Here is a 15,782-nt window from a genome sequence, read left to right on the forward strand (position 1 = left end):
GGAGACCGCGGGTGCCTGAATTCGCCTATAGTTTCTTTTTCGATCCATAAAGTGGAAAACGAGATGGAAGCTGCGAATTCGACCTTCAAGTCATCGATCGACTACGTGGCGCTGGGCAACCGCCTGCGTGCCTACCGGGTGGGTGCCTCGTTGCTGGCCGAGGACGTGGCCGAGCGGCTGGGCATCTCGCGCGCTGTCGTGTACCGGCTCGAGAAGGGCGAGATCGTCAAGATCGAGACGCTCGAGCGCCTGGCCCACCTGCTCGACACCACGCTGGCGTCGCTGCTCGGCGTGGAGGTGGAGTACTACTCGACCGCGCTGGGCCTGTTCGAGCGCATGCGCCAGCTCGAGGAATCGTCCGACCGCATCCTCGCGCACTTCGAGCCCATCTCGCTGCTGCTGACCTCGGAGGACTACCTGCCGATCCTGCGCCAGATGCTGATCGAGGCCTCGCCCAAGGGCGCGGGCAAGGGGCCGACCTCGGCCGACATCGACAAGATGCTGCAGATCATGCAGGAGCGCCGCGCCTTCTTCCAGCGCCGGCGGCCGCACATCGTGAGCCTGATCGGGCTGCGCGAGCTCGAGCGCTTCGTCGACACCGGCTTGGTCGGCCGTATCGACCTGCCGGAGAGCGTGCGCACCGAGCGCCGGCTGGCGGCGCGCCGCGAGGTCGAGCGCATCGCCGACCTGATGGAGAGCGAGCCGATCGACGTGCAGATCGGACTGATCGACGACGCCATGCCGACCGCGACCTTCCAGGTCTTCTCCGGCCGCGCCGGCAGCGTGCTGGCCGTGAGCCCGTTCCGGCTCGGCGAGCTGCCGAACGTGCGCAACGGCATCGCGACCGTGACCGCCTCGCCCGAGGCGGTGCGCATGTACGAAGCCATGATCGGCCGGCTCTGGAAAGCTGCCTACAAGGGCAAGGCGGGTGCGATGCACCTGCGCAAATTGCTCGACCGAATTCACTAGCCGAAGGCACGACCGCCATGACCACTGCCCCAGACTCGACTCCGACCCGCCTCGATGTCGCCGCCCGGCTGCTCGATGCCGGCTGCGTGACCTTGCGCACCGACGAGCCCTTCCGGCTTCCCTCGGGATGGGCGACGCCGGTCTACATGGATTGCCGGCGGCTCGTTTCCTTTCCCGAGGCGCGCCGCGCGCTGGTGGGCCATGCCATCGAGCTGCTCAAAGCCGATGGCTGCCTGGCCGGCGTCGGCTCGATCGCGGGCGGCGAGTCCAGCGGCATCGCGCTGGCGGCCTGGATCGCGGATGCGCTGGACCTGCCGATGCAGTACGTCCGCAAGCGCGCGATCGGCGCCCGCCAGGTCGAGGGCGTGGTGCGCGCCGGCGAGCGCGCGCTGCTGGTCGACGACATGATGGCGGCCGGCGCATCGAAGGCCAATTTCGCGCGCGCGTTGCGCGCCGCGGGTGCCGAGGTCGGCGATGTGCTCGTGCTGTTCGACTACGGCATGTTCGGCGCCGGCCGCATGCTGGCCGCGCTGGGGCTGAAGGTCCATGCGCTGGCGAACTGGCACGACATCCGCGCGGTCGCGGCGCAACGAGGCAGTTTCGGCCGCGAGGTGATCGCCGAGTTCGACGATTTCCTGCGCGATCCGGTCGCGTGGTCCGCGGCGCACGGCGGCAAGGGTTTCATCACTGAGCACATCGAAAGCAACGCACCATGAACTTCCAGGACATCAGCACCCGCTTCGCGAACGACCTGTCGGGCTCCGACGCCTTCAAGCTGCTGTACCGCGGCGCCTTCGACCTCATGAAGTCGGACCTCGACAACGCGGGCCTCTATTTCGTCATCGGGGTGGCGGCCCAGGCCTTCGTCCAGAAGTACGAGGACCAGGGCATCACGGTGGAGTTCGCCGACAACGCCAAGGCCACGATGGTGGCCCTGAACACCCGCATCCTGGCCGCGTTGGCCGCCGAGCCCGCGCAGCGCTTGCGCATCCTCGGCGAGGTCGCGACCGAGTACGAGTGGAACGTCACGGCGTTCTGAAGCTCAGAGATCGAGGACGAGCCGCGCGGAACAGCTGCGCGACACGCACGGCAGCATCAACGTCCCCGACGCCTTCTCGGGCTCGGTGAGGAAGGAGTCGCGATGCTCGGGCCGGCCCTCGAGCACCGTTGTCATGCAGGTGCCGCAATGGCCTTCCTCGCACGAGGTCTCGATGTGCACGCCGTGGGCGCGCAGCACCTCGACGATGCTCCGGCCCGCTTCCACCTGCGCCGAGATGCCCGAGGCGGCGGCGCAGACCTCGAACGCGGCCTGCGGCGCCGATGCAGCGGCGGGCGTCGAGCCCGCGCCGAAGTATTCGAAGCGGACCTGGTCGGCCGGCCATTGCGCCGCGGCTTGGCGCACGAGTTCCATGAAGGGGCGCGGTCCGCACAGGTAGAGGTACTTGCCCGGCGCCGGATCGCCGACGATCGATGCCAGCAGCTCGGGCAGCGCGTCGGGGCCATGACCCTGGTGGTGCCTCACGGCAGGGGCCAGGGCCGCGTCCTCGAGATGCCGGCGGAAGGCGACGTGTTCCGCCGACTGCGCGAAGTAGTGCAGCTCGAGCGCTCTTCCGGCGCCGCTCAGGTGCGAGGCCATGCACAGCAGCGGCGTGATCCCGATGCCGCCCGCGACGAGGATGAAGCGCTCGCCGTCCTGCGCGAGCGGGAAGTGGTTTTTCGGCGCGCCGATGGTGAGGACGTCGCCTTCGTTCACGGCCTCGTGCATGAAACGGGAGCCGCCGCGCGAGCGCGGATCACGCTTCACGCCGATGACATAGCGCCCCTCGCCATGGGGTGCGCACAGCGAGTACTGCCTGGTTTCGCCCCCACCGACATCGACATCGATGTGGGCGCCGGGCTCGTAGGGCGGAAGCGCTTCGGCGCCGATGGCGACCAGCTCGAAGGAACAGATGTCGGTGGCCTCGGGCACCTTGCGTTGGACTTTGACTTGCATGGGTATCGACGGAGTGGGTGGATGGATGGCGTTCGGTTCGGTGTTCAGGCGGCTGGCCCGGCTTCGGCCACGACCTCGCAGATGTAGGAACGATGCGGCGCCGAGCCGCTGATCGGGTCGAGATCGCCGTCGTCGACCAGCAGGTTGAAGTTCGAGCCCTGTTCGGAGAGCGGTGCGTGCGCGGGCAGGCCCAGCTGCTCGTTGCCCTGCCACCAGCCGTACTGCGCGCAGACCACGCGCGGATCGAGGCTGGGATCGAGCGTGGCCTTGAAGCGCACCGAGCCGCTCGGCGAGCGCACGCGCACCCACATGCCGGGCTTGATGCCGCGCGCCGCTGCCGTGGCGGGGTTCATGGCCACGAGCGGGTCGGGGGCCTTGCTGCGCAGCGACGCCACCTGCCGGTGCTGGCTGTGGCAGTACTGGGGCAGCTTGGCCGAGGTCAGCACGAGCGGAAAGTCCGAGCTTCCTTCGCGAAGCCGCAGCTTCGGCAGCGGCGGCACGTACACCGGCAGCGGCGACTGGCCATGCCGGTGCAGCAGCGCCGAATAGATCTCGACCTTGCCGGTGTCGGTCGCGAAGCGGAAGCCCGCGCCGTGGTGCTTCTGGTAGCGCGTCTCCAGCGGGTAGCGGATGCCCTCGGGGTGTTGCCGCAGTGCCTCCAGGCCGATCCCCAGCGGCTCGAGCATGTAGCGCATGCCTTCGTCGATGTCGCCGCCCCAGAACCGGTCGGCCAGCCCGAGCCGCTTCGCGAGTTCGAAGACGACCCATGCGTCGGAGCGGCTGTCGCCCACCGGCGCCACCATCCGCGGGCGCAGCTGCACCAGCTCCTCGGCGCCCTGGTTCACCTCGAAGCCCATGCGCAGCGCCTCGCGTTCCCAGGGCGTGCCGATCGGCAGCACCACGTCGGCGTAGTGCGCGGTCGGGGTCAGCGTCACATCGGCATGCACGAAGAAGTCGAGCCGGCGCAGCGCCTCGGCGCCGCGCAGCGGGTTGGCATGCGCGAGCAGCAGGTTGGCGCCGAAGCCGATCACGCCGCGGATCGCATAGGGCTTGGCTTCGAGGATGGCGCGGTACAGCGTGTCGCTGCCGATGCAGCCCTGCGCGGCCGGGCCGAGCGGAAGCTCGTCGATGCCCACGCATTTCGCGAGCTGCGCCGCCGACAGCAGTTCCTTGCCCGATGCCTTGCGCGCCGGCGGGTGCGCGAAGTCCACGTTGCCGCCGGCCGCGTCGAAGCTTCCCGTGAGCGCGTAGAGCAGGGCGATCGCGCGGTCGGTCTGCGTCGCGTTGGTGTGCTGGCCGACGCCCGACCACGCGTAGTAGCTGACGGGGCGGTGCGCGAACAGCAGCCGCGCGGTGTCGCGCACCTGCTGCGCGGGAACCCAGCACAGTTCCTCGGCGCGCTCGGGCGACATGGCCTCGCACAGCTCGGCATAGAGCGCGAAGGCGGGCCGGCACCGAACGGGGCCCGCGGTCGTTTGCAGCGTCCTGGCGCCGAAGAGCGCGAGGGTGCAGTCCTGCGACGCGTAGCTGGCCGTGCCGGGGTCGTAGGGCACGATGGACTCGCTCGCCTCGTCGAAGGCCACGAGCCGCTGCGAGGCGAGGCCGGTGAGGTCGGCTTCGCGCAGGAACGCGCCCGTGTCCTCGCGCACCAGCAGCGGCCCGTTCGTGTGCCGGCGGATGAAGTCGATGTCGTATTCGCCGTTGCGGATCATCTCGCCGGCGATGGCCAGCGCCAACGCGCCGTCGGAACCCGGCCGCACGCGCAGCCACTGGTGGGCACGCATCGCGAAGCCCGCCTTGCGCGGATCGACCACGACGATCTTCGCGCCGCGCGCGAAGGCCTCCGTCACGCCCGTCGCATGGTCGAGCCAGGTGGCCGACGGGTTGTGGCCCCACAGCACGATGCACCGCGTGTTCGAGAAGTCCGGAGCGCCGATGCCGCGCCCGAAGGTGAAGCCGTGGGCGACGTCCTTGTGCCAGTTGCAGATCTCGGTGCCGCGGCACAGGTTCGGGCTGCCGAAGGCATTGACCAGCCGTTCGATCCAGACGATGCCGTCGGACAGCGGCGACCCACTCGGCGAAGTGATGGCGAAGGACACCGACTCGGGACCGCTCTCGTCGCGGATGCGCCCGATGCGTTGCGCGACGAGGTCCAGTGCCTCGTCCCACGAGGCCTGGCGCCAGAGCGGATCGGCGGCCTCCTTCGGCGCCGTGCGTATCAGCGGATGCAGCAGCCGCTGCGGATTGGCGACCAGCTCCGGCGCCGCGCGGCCCTTCACGCAGAGGGCCTTGCCGGTCGGGTGGGAGGGGTTGGCTTCCTGGGCGATCAGCACGCCGTTCTCCACCACGCTGATCGAACCGCAGCGCGAGCGGCAGAGGGCGCAGAAGCCAGGGATTTTTTCGGCCATAGTTCCAGTGCCCAGGCGGAGGTGGAAGTCCGGCCTGGTGCATGATTATATATAAAGTGAAGAAAGTATATATACTTTGAGAAAAGGCGCAACATGAAGGAAAGCAGCTCGCAAGTGGCCGCGGGATCGGTCTACGAGACGCTCCGCTCCGAGATAGCGACGGCCGTGCTCGAACCCGGCGCGCCGCTCAAGCAGGACCACATCGCGGCGCGCTTCGGCGTCAGCCATGTGCCGGTGCGCGAGGCGCTCTCGCGGCTCGTCGCCGCGGGTCTGGCCACGGCCCGGCTCAACAAGGGCACCTCGGTGGCCTTCCTGAGCGCGCGCGAGGCGGTCGAGCTGATCGAGCTGCGCTGGCTGCTCGAAGGGCGGCTCATCGAGCTGGCCGTGCCCCATCTCTCGCGTGCCGACATCGCGCGTGCCACCGGGCTGCTGGACGAGCTCGGCAAGGCCAGGCAGGTCGAGGAGGTGTTCCGCCTCAACCATGAATTCCACGCGAGCCTGTATGCCAAGGCCGACCGGCCGCTGCTGTTGCAGTCGGTCGAGTCCGCGCGGCTCAACCTCGGGCGCTATCTCTACCTGCCGTGGAAGTCGAAGACCAACGTCGATCGCTCCGAGGCCGAGCACAAGAAGCTGCTGCGCCTGTGCCTGGCCGGCGATGCGCAGGGCGCGAAGGCGATGGTGACGGAGCACGTCATCCATACCGGCAAGCTGATCGTCGAGATCATCGAGCAGCAGAAGACGAGCGTCGCCATCGACTAGCCACAGAGGAAGCACGGGCTGTTGCTTCGCGATCCATGATTCGTCGCGATAATGGCGCCCGTGCACGTCCTTCGAAAACTCTCGACCCTGCATCGCCTCGTGCTGGCGTGGTTCGTGCTGTCCCTGTCCGTCGCGGTCGCGTCGCCGATCGTCAAGCCTCAGCAGATCGACATCGTGTGCTCGGCCTCGGGCCACGTCACGATGGTCGTGCAGACCGAGGATGGCGCGGTGCCGATGGGCAGCATGGGCATGGACTGCCCGTTGTGCGTGATCGGCGGCCTGCCGCCAGCGATCGCGCAGGTCGAGGTGCCGATGCCGGCACCGCTGTCCTACGCCCTGCGTTCGATCCCCGCCGCGCGCATCGCCGCGGCCACCGCCGCGCCGCTGCCGGCGCGGGGGCCTCCTTCCTTCCTCTTCGCCTGAACCGCTGAATCCGTCGCACGACGGACCCTGGCGTCGCCTCGCGGGCGAGCCGGTCCGCGCGCGGCGCCCATCGTTCGTCGACGGCATGCGCGGCCACGCGCCGCTGCGCCGTCAGCGCAGCCACGCGCTGCGAGAAGAGAGATCCCGTGCCTTTCATTGCCATTCCCCACGGCCGTGGTGCCGAGCGCCTGCGCGCGCGTGCGCTGTCCTGCTTCGCGCTCGGCGCTTTCGCCGCGCCCTTCGCGCACGCCCAGGTCCAGACCACGCTGCAAGCGATCGAGGTCGACCCGCCACCCGCGCCCGCGCCCAACGGGCGCCTCAACCTCGACACGCCTTCCGACACCGGCAGCCGCCTGGGCCTGACGCCGCGCGAGACGCCGGCCTCGGTCAGCGTGGTCGACCGCGCCACCATCGAGGCGCGCGGCGCGCAGGACACGCAGGAGATCCTGCGCGCCGTGCCCGGCATCACGGCGCACAACGCGCCCGGCAACATCGGCGTGAGCTACCGCGGCTTCGGCGCCGGCTCGCTGAGCCAGATGTTCAACGGCATCAACGTGCAGTATTCGATCGCCGCGCGGCCGGTCGACAGCTGGATCTACGACCGCGTCGAGGTCATCGGCGGACCCTCGAGCTTCCTGTTCGGCGCGGGCGCGGTCGGCGGCTCGATCAACTACATCAGCAAGATCGCCGAGCGCAGCGACCTCACCGAGGCCCGGCTGCGCCTGGGCACGCAGCAACTCAAGGAGGCCTCGATCGGGCTCAACCGCCGCATCGCGGGCGATGGCGGCGCGGGCAGCCACTACGCGCGCATCGACCTCAACCGCAAGGATGCCGACGGCTGGACCGACGGCACGCACACGCGCGCCACGCAGCTCGCGGCCTCGCTGCTGTCGGACTTCGGCGGCGGCGTCACGCACACGCTGGCCTACGAGTACCAGGACGAATGGGTGGACCGCCCGTACTGGGGCACGCCGCTGCTCAATCCCGTGGTTGGCAGCCTCCGCGTGGACCCAGCCACGCGCTTCAAGAACTACAACAGCGCCGACGGCATCTATGCGCAGCGCGTGCAATGGCTGCGCTCCATCGCGGACTGGCGCGTGTCCGACGCGCTGCAGCTGAAGAACACCTTCTATGCCTACGACGCGCTGCGCGACTACCGCAACGTCGAGAGCTACCGCTTCAATGCAAGCAACACGGCCGTGATCCGCTCGGCGGCCCTGCTGCAGCGCCATGAGCAGCAGGTGGTCGGCGACCGCATCGAGGGCCTCTACAAGGGGCAGATCGCGGGCCTGCGCAGCGACTGGTCCTTCGGGCTGGACTTCAGCGTCAACAAGCAGATGCGCTTTCCGAACAGCCTGCCGGCCACGGTGAGCACGGTGAATCCGTACCTCTTCGCCACCGAGCCCTTCTTCGCGGTGCCGGGCATGCGGCCGGGCTTCAACCCCGACCGCGACAACAAGGTGACGACCACCGCGCTGTCGATCGAGAACCGCACGGCGCTCGCGCCCTCGCTGCACCTCGTGAGTGCGCTGCGCCACGATCGCATCGAACTCGCGCTGACCAATCGACGCGCCATCAGCGCCAGCGCGCCGGCCAGCTACCGGCGCAACTACAACCCGACCACGGGACGCGTCGGCCTGGTGTGGGACTTCGCGCCCGGCGCCAACCTCTATGCGCAGTACGCGACCGCGGCCGATCCGCCCTCGGGCGTGCTGTCGACCGCCTCGTTCGCCGACGTGATGAACAACAGCGAGCTCACGACCGGCCGGCAGGCCGAGGTCGGCGCCAAGCTCGACTTCTGGCAGGGCAAGGGCACGGCGACCGTGGCGGCCTACCGCCTCTCGCGCAAGAACATCGCCACGCAGGACCCGAACAACAGCGCGCTGACCGTGCTCGTGGGCGAGCAGTCGTCCAGGGGCGTGGAGATCGCGGTGGGCCTGCAGCCCACGCCGCAGTGGTCGCTGCAGGGCAACCTGAGCTACGTCGACGCGAAGTACGACAACTTCGTGCAGAACGGCGTGTCGCTCGCGGGCCGCACGCCGACCAACACGCCGGCCGTGGTGGCCAATCTCTGGGTGTCGTACGCGATCACGCCCGCGCTGCAGGCCAGCGTGGGGCTGCGCCACGTGGGCAAGACCTACGCCGACGCGGCCAACAGCGCGCGCTGTCCGTCGTACACGCTGGTCGACCTGGGCCTGTCGTGGAAGATCAACCGCTCGCTCACGCTGGTGGGCCGCGTGCGCAATGCCACCGACCGCATCTACGCGGCCAACCTCGGCAGCACCTTCGCCTACCTGGGCGCGCCGCGCACCGGCGATCTCAGCCTGCATGTCGCGTTCTGAGGAGGGCTGGTCCATGGCCCATTTCAAGCGCTGGCTGTTCCTGCTGCACCGCTGGCTCGGCATCGTGGTGTGCGCCTTCTTCGCGATGTGGTTCGTCTCGGGCGTGGTGATGATGTACGTGGGCTATCCCAAGCTCACCGAGTCGGAGCGGCTGCTGCATCTGCCGCCGCTCGCGGCCGATGCCGCGCTGCTGGGGCCGCGCGAGGCGCTCGATGCGGCGGGCATCGCGGGGCCGCTCAAGGATCTGCGCCTGGCTGTGGCCAGCGGCGGCCGCGCCGTGTATCTCGCGCAGCCGGCGGGTGGCAAGGGCGCCAAGGCCGGTGTGGTGATCGACGCGGCCACCGGCACGCCGTTGCGCCATGTCGACCGCGAACTCGCGATGGCCAGCGCCGCGGCCTTCGCGGGGCCGGGTATCGGCCTGGTGTACGAGGGCACGCTCGACGAGGACGCGTTCACTCATTCGCGCGCGCTCGACGCGCACCGCCCGCTGCACCAGGTGGCGCTGGTCGATGCCGCGCACACGCGGCTCTATGTCTCGGGCCGCACCAGCGAGGTGGTGCGCGACGCGCCGCGCGCCGAGCGGCTGTGGAACTACGCGGGCGCGTGGATCCACTGGCTGTACCCCTTGCGCGGCGGCGCGCTCGATCCGTACTGGGCCGACATCGTCAACTGGCTCTCGATCCTCGGCATCGCGGTCACGCTGATGGGCACGGCCGTCGGCATCCTGCGCTGGCGTTTCGCGAGCCGCTACCGCAGCGGCTCGCGCTCGCCGTACCGCGGCTTCATGATGCGCTGGCATCACATCACGGGCCTGCTGTTCGCGGCCGTCACGCTGACCTGGATCTTCAGCGGGCTGATGTCGATGAACCCCTGGCGCGTGTTCGACAGCGGCGCGCCCGCATTGCGCACCGAGGCGATGAACGGCGGGCCGCTCGTGCCGCTGGCTGATGCCGCTTCGCCCCAGGCGCTGATCGCGGCGGCGGGCGGCACGGTGCGCGAGCTGCGCTGGACCCGCGCCGCGGGACGCGATCTCGTGCTCGCGCGCGGCACCGCATTGCGCCCCACGGTGCTCGATGCCGCAAGCGCCGCGCCCACGGCGCTGGACGCCGACATGTTGAAGGCCGCGGTCGCGAAGCTATCGAGCGCACCGGTCGCGCGCATCGAGGTGCTGACCGCCTACGACAGCCACTACTACACGCGCGAGCCGCACACCATGACCGGCGGCGGCGACAAGCCGCTGCCCATCTGGCGCGTGGTGTTCGCGGACGAGGCCGGCACCTGGGCCCACGTCGATCCGCGCACCGGCGCCTTGCTGAACCGCAGCGACAGCCACCGCCGCGCCAGCCGCTGGCTGTTCGCGATGCTGCACAGCTGGGACTGGCGCCCGCTGCTCGAACGTCGCCCGCTGTGGGACCTGGCGATGGTGCTGCTGAGCCTCGGCGGCGCAGCGCTGAGCCTCACGGGCGTGGTGATCGGCTGGCGCCGGCTGGGCCGAAAGCTGACACCGAAGCCGGCGGCCCGGCGCATTCCCCCATTCACTCCCTCGAAGGAACATCCATGACCCGCGTACTCACCACGACCCGTCGCCGCCTGCTGCTGGGCACCGCCTCGCTGCCCCTGTGGGCCGCGCTGGCCGCCTGCGGCGAATCCGAGCCGAAGCCGAGCTTCACCGGCACCGACATCACGGGCGCCAACTACGGCCGCGACTTCGCGCTGAGCGATCCCGACGGCAAGCGCCGCACGCTGGCCGACTTCAAGGGCAAGGTGGTGATGATCTTCTTCGGCTTCACCCAGTGCCCCGACATCTGCCCGACCGCGCTGACGCGCGCGGCGGAAGTCAAGCAGCAGCTGGGCGCGGCCGGCGACGACCTGCAGGTGATCTTCGTCACCGTCGACCCGGAGCGCGACACGCCCGAGGTGATGCGCGCCTACACGGCGGCCTTCGACCCGAGTTTCCTCGGGCTGCGCGGCGACCTCGCAGACCGAGGCGACCGCGAAGGAGTTCAAGGTGTTCTACGAGAAGGTCCCCACGCGCACTTCATACACCATGGACCATTCGGCCTTCACCTACCTGATCGACCGCAAGGGCCGCATGCGCGTGGTGATGCGCTATGCGCAGAGCGCGAGCGAATTCACCGCGGACGTGCGCGCGCTGCTGGCGGCGGGCTGAGGGAAAGTCCCCATGCGGGGCGTCGCTCGCGCATAAGTTTTTGCCCGTCGCGCAAAGGACGCGCCGCGCGGCCGTCTATAGACTGCCCCGCATGCAGACCGACCCGACGCCCGCCGTGGCCCCTCCGTTCTTCTCCCCGTCGCGCCGCGAGGGCGAGTTTGTCTTCGTCAGCGGCCAGATGGCCTTCGACGCCCAGTGGCGCATCGAGGGCGGCACGGTCGGCGAGCAGACGCGGCGCTGCCTCGGTCGCATCGGCGAGATCCTCGCGGCCGAAGGCCTGGGGCTCGTCGATGTCGCGAAGACCACCGTGTGGCTGTCGCGCGTGGAGGACTTCGCCGAATTCAACCGCAGCTATGCCGAATGCTTCGATCCCGCCGCGGGCCCCGCGCCCGCGCGATCGACGGTGCGCGCCGACCTGATGGTGCCGGGCGCGCTGGTCGAGATCGAAGCTATCGCGCATGCACGCCGCGCCCGCCGCGCACCTGGAGCCTGACGCCATGAGCACCGCATCCCCAGCCGCCTCCGAACTGCCCGACCTCGACCTCGAGGCCATCCGCGAGACCGCGCGCGCCAATGCCCAGGCGCTGCTGCGCACGCCGGTCGCGCCGCTGCACGGACCCACGGTCGAGCGCCTGCTCGGCCGCGCCGACGTGCACATGAAGCTCGAGCTGTTCCAGCGCACCGGCACCTTCAAGGCACGCGGCGCGCTCAACGTGGCACGCCGACTGTCGAGCGAGCAGAAAGCGCGCGGCATCACCGCGATGAGCGCCGGCAACCATGCGGTGGCCGCGGCCTTCGCGGCGCGCGAGGCCGGCGTCTCCGCGAAGATCGTGGTGCAGGCCTCGGCCAATCCGGCGCGCGTGGCGATGGCGCGCGCCTACGGCGCCGAGCTGCTGATCGCGCCCGACGGCGCCACCGGCTTCGCGATGGCCGAGGCGCTGGTGCGCGACGAGGGCCGCACCTTCATCCATCCCTTCGAGGGCGAGGGCACCTCGCTGGGCACCGCCACCGTGGGGCTCGAGTTCGCCGAGCAGGTGCCGGGCCTCGACACGGTGCTGGTGGCCGTGGGCGGCGGCGGCCTCGGCAGCGGCGTGGCCACGGCGATCCGCAAGCTGATGCCCGGCTGCCGCGTGATCGGCATCGAGCCCGAGGGCGCCGACGTGATGCGGCGCAGCTTCGAGGCCGGTTCGCCGCAGCGCATGGAGAAGCTCTCGACCATTGCCGACAGCCTGGCGCCGCCGATGACCACGCCGATGGCCTACGGGCTCTGCCGCCGCCACATGGAGCGCATCGTGACCGTGAGCGACGACGAGATCTGCCGCGCGATGGCCGTGATGTTCCGCGATGCCAAGCTGGCGGTGGAACCGGCCGGCGCGACGGCGCTGGCCGCGCTGCTCGGGCCCCTGCGCGAGGAATTGCGCGGGCAGCGCACCGGGCTGATCGTCTGCGGCGCGAACCTCGATGCCGAGACCTACGCGCGCCAGCTCGCGCGCGGCGAGCAGTTGCTCGAGGCCTGAGCGCCGGCTTTCCCTCTTCGTTGCGTTCGTTGTTCCGTGGCCGGTGGGTGCGCGTCGCGCCCGCCAGCCGCTCGTTGCCGTCCGTCCCTTGTCTTTCGGAGAACCCCCGATGAAGCGTCGCGCCTTCCTGCCCCTGCTGCCCGCCGGCGTCATCGCCGCTGCCTTGCCGCCGCTGGCCGCGGCGCAGCCGTCCGCCACGGCCGGCCGCACCATCCGCCTGGTGGTCGGCTATCCCGCGGGCGGCACGGCCGACGCGGTGGCGCGCCTCTATGCGGAGGAGCTGCAGAAGCGCCTGGGCGCCACCGTGGTGGTGGACAACCGCCCCGGCGCGGGCGGCCAGATCGCGGCCGAGCAGTTCCGTGCACTGCCGCCCGATGGCAGCGCGCTGCTGCTGGGCAACAGCCACATGTTCTCGACCCTGCCGCTGACCTCGCGCTCGGTGAAGTACGACCCGGTGAAGGACTTCGCGCCGGTGGCGCGGCTCGCGACCTTCGAGGTGGCGCTCGCGGTCAGCGCGGCGCAGCCCGCGAAGACGCTGCAGGAGTACCTCGCGCTGGCGCGCGCGAAGCAGGAGGCGCGCAGCTTCGGCGTGCCCGCCGCCGGCAGCTCGCCGCACTTCGTGGGCTACGTGGTCGGCAAGAAGGAAGGCATCGAGCTGCTGCCCGTGCCCTACAAGGGCGGCGCGCCGCTGCTGGCCGACCTGATGGGCAACCAGATTCCGGCCGCCGTCGATGCGCTCGGCGGGTTCCTGGGCGCGCACCGCGCCGGCAAGATCCGCATGCTGGCCGTGACCGGCCCGCGCCGCGCGGCCAGCGTGCCCGAGGTGCCGACCTTCGGCGAGCTCGGCTTCAGCGCGCTCGGCAGCTCGAGCTGGGTCGGGCTGTTCGCGCCGCCCGGCACCTCGCAGGCACTGGTCGACCGCGTGAGCGCGGCCGTGGCCGAGATCGCGGCGCTGCCGTCCACCACCGCGGGCCTGGCCAACGTAGGCTTCGATCCAGCGGCCGGCAATCCGCAGCAGCTGCGCGAGGCGGTGCGCGGCGAACTCGCGCTGTGGCAGCCGATCATCCGGGAATCCGGCTTCCAGATCGATTGACGAATGGAGCGCCGATGATCCCCACCGACACGCTGTTCAGCGCCGACTACGCGACGGCGCGCCGCAAGTTCCTGGCCGCCTGCGCGCTGCGCGGCCTCGCGCCCGAGGTGCATGGCCATCCGCTCGCGGGCGCGCAGGGCGAGGCGCTCGCCACCGACGTGGTGCGCATCGGCCCGGCCGACGCGCAGCGCGTGCTGGTGCTGACCTCGGGCGTGCATGGCGTGGAGCTGTTCGCGGGCTCGGGCTGCCAGATCGACTGGCTGCTGACGCAGTCGGCCGAGGACCTGCCGCCCGACACCGCCGTGGTGCTGGTGCATGCGATCAATCCCTGGGGCGCCTCCTGGCTGCGGCGCTACACCGAGGACAACGTCGACCTCTGCCGCAACTTCATCGACCACGCGCAGGCGCCGCCCTCGCACAAGTACGCGCCGCTGCATGCGGCGATCGCGCTCGATCCCGGCGATGCCTCGGCCGTGGCCGCGGGCGATGCGCTGCTCGCGGACTTCGCGCGAGTCCATGGCAGCGAGGCGCTCTACAACGCGCTGATGGCCGGGCAGTACACCTTCGCGCAGGGCATGGGCTTCGGCGGGCAGGCGCCCACCTGGTCGCGCCTGACCATCGAGGCCGTGCTGCGCCGCCATGGCGCGTCGGCGCGCGAGGTCTGCCTGGTCGACTACCACACGGGCCTCGGCCCCTACGGCTATGGCTCGCTGGTCGCGCTGCAACAGGGCGAGGCGCTGGCGCGTATGCGCGAGGTGTTCGGCGAGTGGGTGGTGGCGGTGCATGAGAGCGGCGCGCCCGAGGACTTCGCGCCGGTCACGGGCCACAGCACGCCGGGCTACGAACGCGCTCTGCCGCAGGCGCGCGTGACGGCGGCCGTGCTCGAGTTCGGCACCGCGCGGCCGCAGCGCATGCTCGAGCTGCTGGTGCGCGACCAGCGCGAATGGACGGCGGGCATCGGTCGCACGCAGCTGTCGGACACGCGGCGCGAGCTGCTGCGCTTCTTCTATCCGGGCGAGCCCGCGTGGCAGCGCAGCCTGGTCGACCAGTCGCGGCAGGTGATCGCGAACGCGCTGCGCTGGTTGGGCGAGGCCTGAAGCCTCGACGTCCTAGGCGTTGTCGACCTGCGCCAGCGAAGTCCGGAAGGCCTGCAGCAGGTCGTCGAAATCGGCGCGCCTGCGGCCTTCCGCGACCGACAGCGCCGACACCGTCACCGGGATGCGCGGCGAGACGCTGCGGATCGACAGCGATTCGCCGCGCGAGAAGCCCGCGGTGAAGGAGTCGATCACGCAGGGGCCGAAGCCGTCGAGCGTGAGCAGCAGCGCGGACTGGTAGGTCTGCGCCGAGAGCCGCGTGCCCGCGAACACCGCACTCTCCGACAGCAGGCCCAGCAGGGCCTTGCCGACGAGGTCGTCCTTGTCGATGCCGATGAAGTCGCGCGCCGCGATCTCGGCGATCGGCATGTCCGCGGTATCGGCGCGCTTCCTGGCGCCGGCCTCGCGGCGCTCGACCCACACCAGGTGGCCCGTGCCCACCACCTCGGCATCGATCGGGGGCGCATCGATCTCGCCATAGGCGATGCCCAGGTCGCATTCGCGCAGCGCCACCGAGCGCGCGATCTCGTCGGAATGGAGGATCTTGATCGAGACCGCGCTGCGCGGATGGCGCGCCTTGAACGACGCGAGCGCGCGCGACAGACAGGTGGTGGACAACGAGGGCACGATCGCGATGCGGAACTGCGCCAGGTGGTCGGGCCGCAGCGACTGCGCGAGGCGCCGCAGTTCGTCGACCTGCTCGAAGATCTTCTGCGCCCGCAGATGGAGTTGCCGCGCCTCGGGCGTCGGCTTCATGCCGCCCTTGTCGCGCACGAACAGCGCATAGCCGAGCTGCTGTTCGGCGTGCTTGAGCGTCTGCGTCACCGCGGGCTGCGTGACGTTGAGGATGCGCGCCGCGGCACTCACGCTGCCCGACAGCATGATCGCGTTGAAGACCTCGATGTGCTTGAGTTTCATAGGGGGGCCATTAGAAGACCTTATCGCGTTGCGTCAAATTCTGATTTGACGCTCCCCGGCCCCGGATCGGAGACTTCGATGCATGGAAGACAGCCG

General features: G+C 70.3%; 14 protein-coding genes and 1 pseudogene. 12 read left to right on the top strand and 3 right to left on the bottom strand.

Going from position 1 to position 15,782, the window contains the following annotated elements:
• The first annotated feature begins 63 nt into the window (after window positions 1-63).
• From AC07RV_RS01155 to AC07RV_RS01165, 3 genes are read left to right on the top strand one after another with little or no spacing between them, the layout of a single operon-like run.
• The gene (locus AC07RV_RS01155) at window positions 64-969 is read left to right on the top strand and encodes a helix-turn-helix domain-containing protein (protein WP_296783527.1); all 906 of its coding nucleotides are present in this window, start codon (window positions 64-66) and stop codon (window positions 967-969) included.
• 17 nt (window positions 970-986) lie between these two features.
• On the top strand, window positions 987-1,685 hold the full coding sequence (locus AC07RV_RS01160) for an orotate phosphoribosyltransferase (RefSeq protein WP_296783524.1): 699 nt from the start codon (window positions 987-989) through the stop codon (window positions 1,683-1,685).
• Complete coding sequence (locus AC07RV_RS01165) at window positions 1,682-2,008, top strand: hypothetical protein (protein ID WP_203207579.1); 327 nt, start codon at window positions 1,682-1,684, stop codon at window positions 2,006-2,008. The genes AC07RV_RS01160 and AC07RV_RS01165 overlap by 4 nt, the downstream gene beginning before the upstream one ends.
• A 3-nt stretch (window positions 2,009-2,011) precedes the next feature.
• On the opposite strand, the gene AC07RV_RS01170 is transcribed toward AC07RV_RS01165, so the two are convergent.
• On the bottom strand, window positions 2,012-2,962 hold the full coding sequence (locus AC07RV_RS01170) for a PDR/VanB family oxidoreductase (protein ID WP_296783520.1): 951 nt from the start codon (window positions 2,960-2,962) through the stop codon (window positions 2,012-2,014).
• Between the two features lie 44 nt (window positions 2,963-3,006).
• On the bottom strand, window positions 3,007-5,370 hold the full coding sequence (locus AC07RV_RS01175) for a molybdopterin-containing oxidoreductase family protein (RefSeq protein WP_296783517.1): 2,364 nt from the start codon (window positions 5,368-5,370) through the stop codon (window positions 3,007-3,009).
• Window positions 5,371-5,463: 93 nt separating this feature from the next.
• On the opposite strand from AC07RV_RS01175, the gene AC07RV_RS01180 reads away from it, so the two are divergent.
• From AC07RV_RS01180 to AC07RV_RS01220, 9 genes and pseudogenes are all read left to right on the top strand, one after another.
• Window positions 5,464-6,129 carry a GntR family transcriptional regulator gene (locus AC07RV_RS01180; protein WP_296783514.1) on the top strand — a complete coding sequence of 222 codons (666 nt, stop codon included), beginning with the start codon at window positions 5,464-5,466 and terminating at the stop codon, window positions 6,127-6,129.
• 60 nt (window positions 6,130-6,189) lie between these two features.
• The gene (locus tag AC07RV_RS01185) at window positions 6,190-6,552 is read left to right on the top strand and encodes a DUF2946 family protein (protein ID WP_281081672.1); all 363 of its coding nucleotides are present in this window, start codon (window positions 6,190-6,192) and stop codon (window positions 6,550-6,552) included.
• A gap of 155 nt (window positions 6,553-6,707) precedes the next feature.
• Complete coding sequence (locus AC07RV_RS01190; RefSeq protein ID WP_296784055.1) at window positions 6,708-8,894, top strand: TonB-dependent receptor; 2,187 nt, start codon at window positions 6,708-6,710, stop codon at window positions 8,892-8,894.
• A gap of 13 nt (window positions 8,895-8,907) precedes the next feature.
• On the top strand, window positions 8,908-10,455 hold the full coding sequence (locus AC07RV_RS01195) for a PepSY domain-containing protein (protein ID WP_296783506.1): 1,548 nt from the start codon (window positions 8,908-8,910) through the stop codon (window positions 10,453-10,455).
• Window positions 10,452-11,064: pseudogene (locus AC07RV_RS01200) on the top strand (SCO family protein). The gene AC07RV_RS01195 and the pseudogene AC07RV_RS01200 overlap by 4 nt, the downstream one beginning before the upstream one ends.
• Before the next feature lie 91 nt (window positions 11,065-11,155).
• Window positions 11,156-11,557, top strand: coding sequence for a RidA family protein (locus AC07RV_RS01205; RefSeq protein ID WP_296783503.1), 402 nt, complete (start codon window positions 11,156-11,158; stop codon window positions 11,555-11,557).
• A gap of 4 nt (window positions 11,558-11,561) precedes the next feature.
• Window positions 11,562-12,581 (top strand): pyridoxal-phosphate dependent enzyme, encoded by a 1,020-nt coding sequence (locus AC07RV_RS01210; RefSeq protein ID WP_296783500.1) that lies wholly within the window; start codon window positions 11,562-11,564, stop codon window positions 12,579-12,581.
• A gap of 109 nt (window positions 12,582-12,690) precedes the next feature.
• Window positions 12,691-13,674: a tripartite tricarboxylate transporter substrate-binding protein gene (locus AC07RV_RS01215; protein ID WP_296783498.1), complete on the top strand. Its 984-nt coding sequence runs from the start codon at window positions 12,691-12,693 to the stop codon at window positions 13,672-13,674.
• Window positions 13,675-13,688: 14 nt separating this feature from the next.
• On the top strand, window positions 13,689-14,771 hold the full coding sequence (locus AC07RV_RS01220) for a M14 family metallopeptidase (protein ID WP_296783496.1): 1,083 nt from the start codon (window positions 13,689-13,691) through the stop codon (window positions 14,769-14,771).
• A gap of 12 nt (window positions 14,772-14,783) precedes the next feature.
• Here the strand turns inward: AC07RV_RS01220 and AC07RV_RS01225 are convergent, their stop codons facing one another.
• Window positions 14,784-15,686: a LysR family transcriptional regulator gene (locus tag AC07RV_RS01225; protein ID WP_296783494.1), complete on the bottom strand. Its 903-nt coding sequence runs from the start codon at window positions 15,684-15,686 to the stop codon at window positions 14,784-14,786.
• Window positions 15,687-15,782 lie beyond the last annotated feature (96 nt).

Source organism: Variovorax sp. GW821-FHT09B01 (assembly GCF_059418345.1).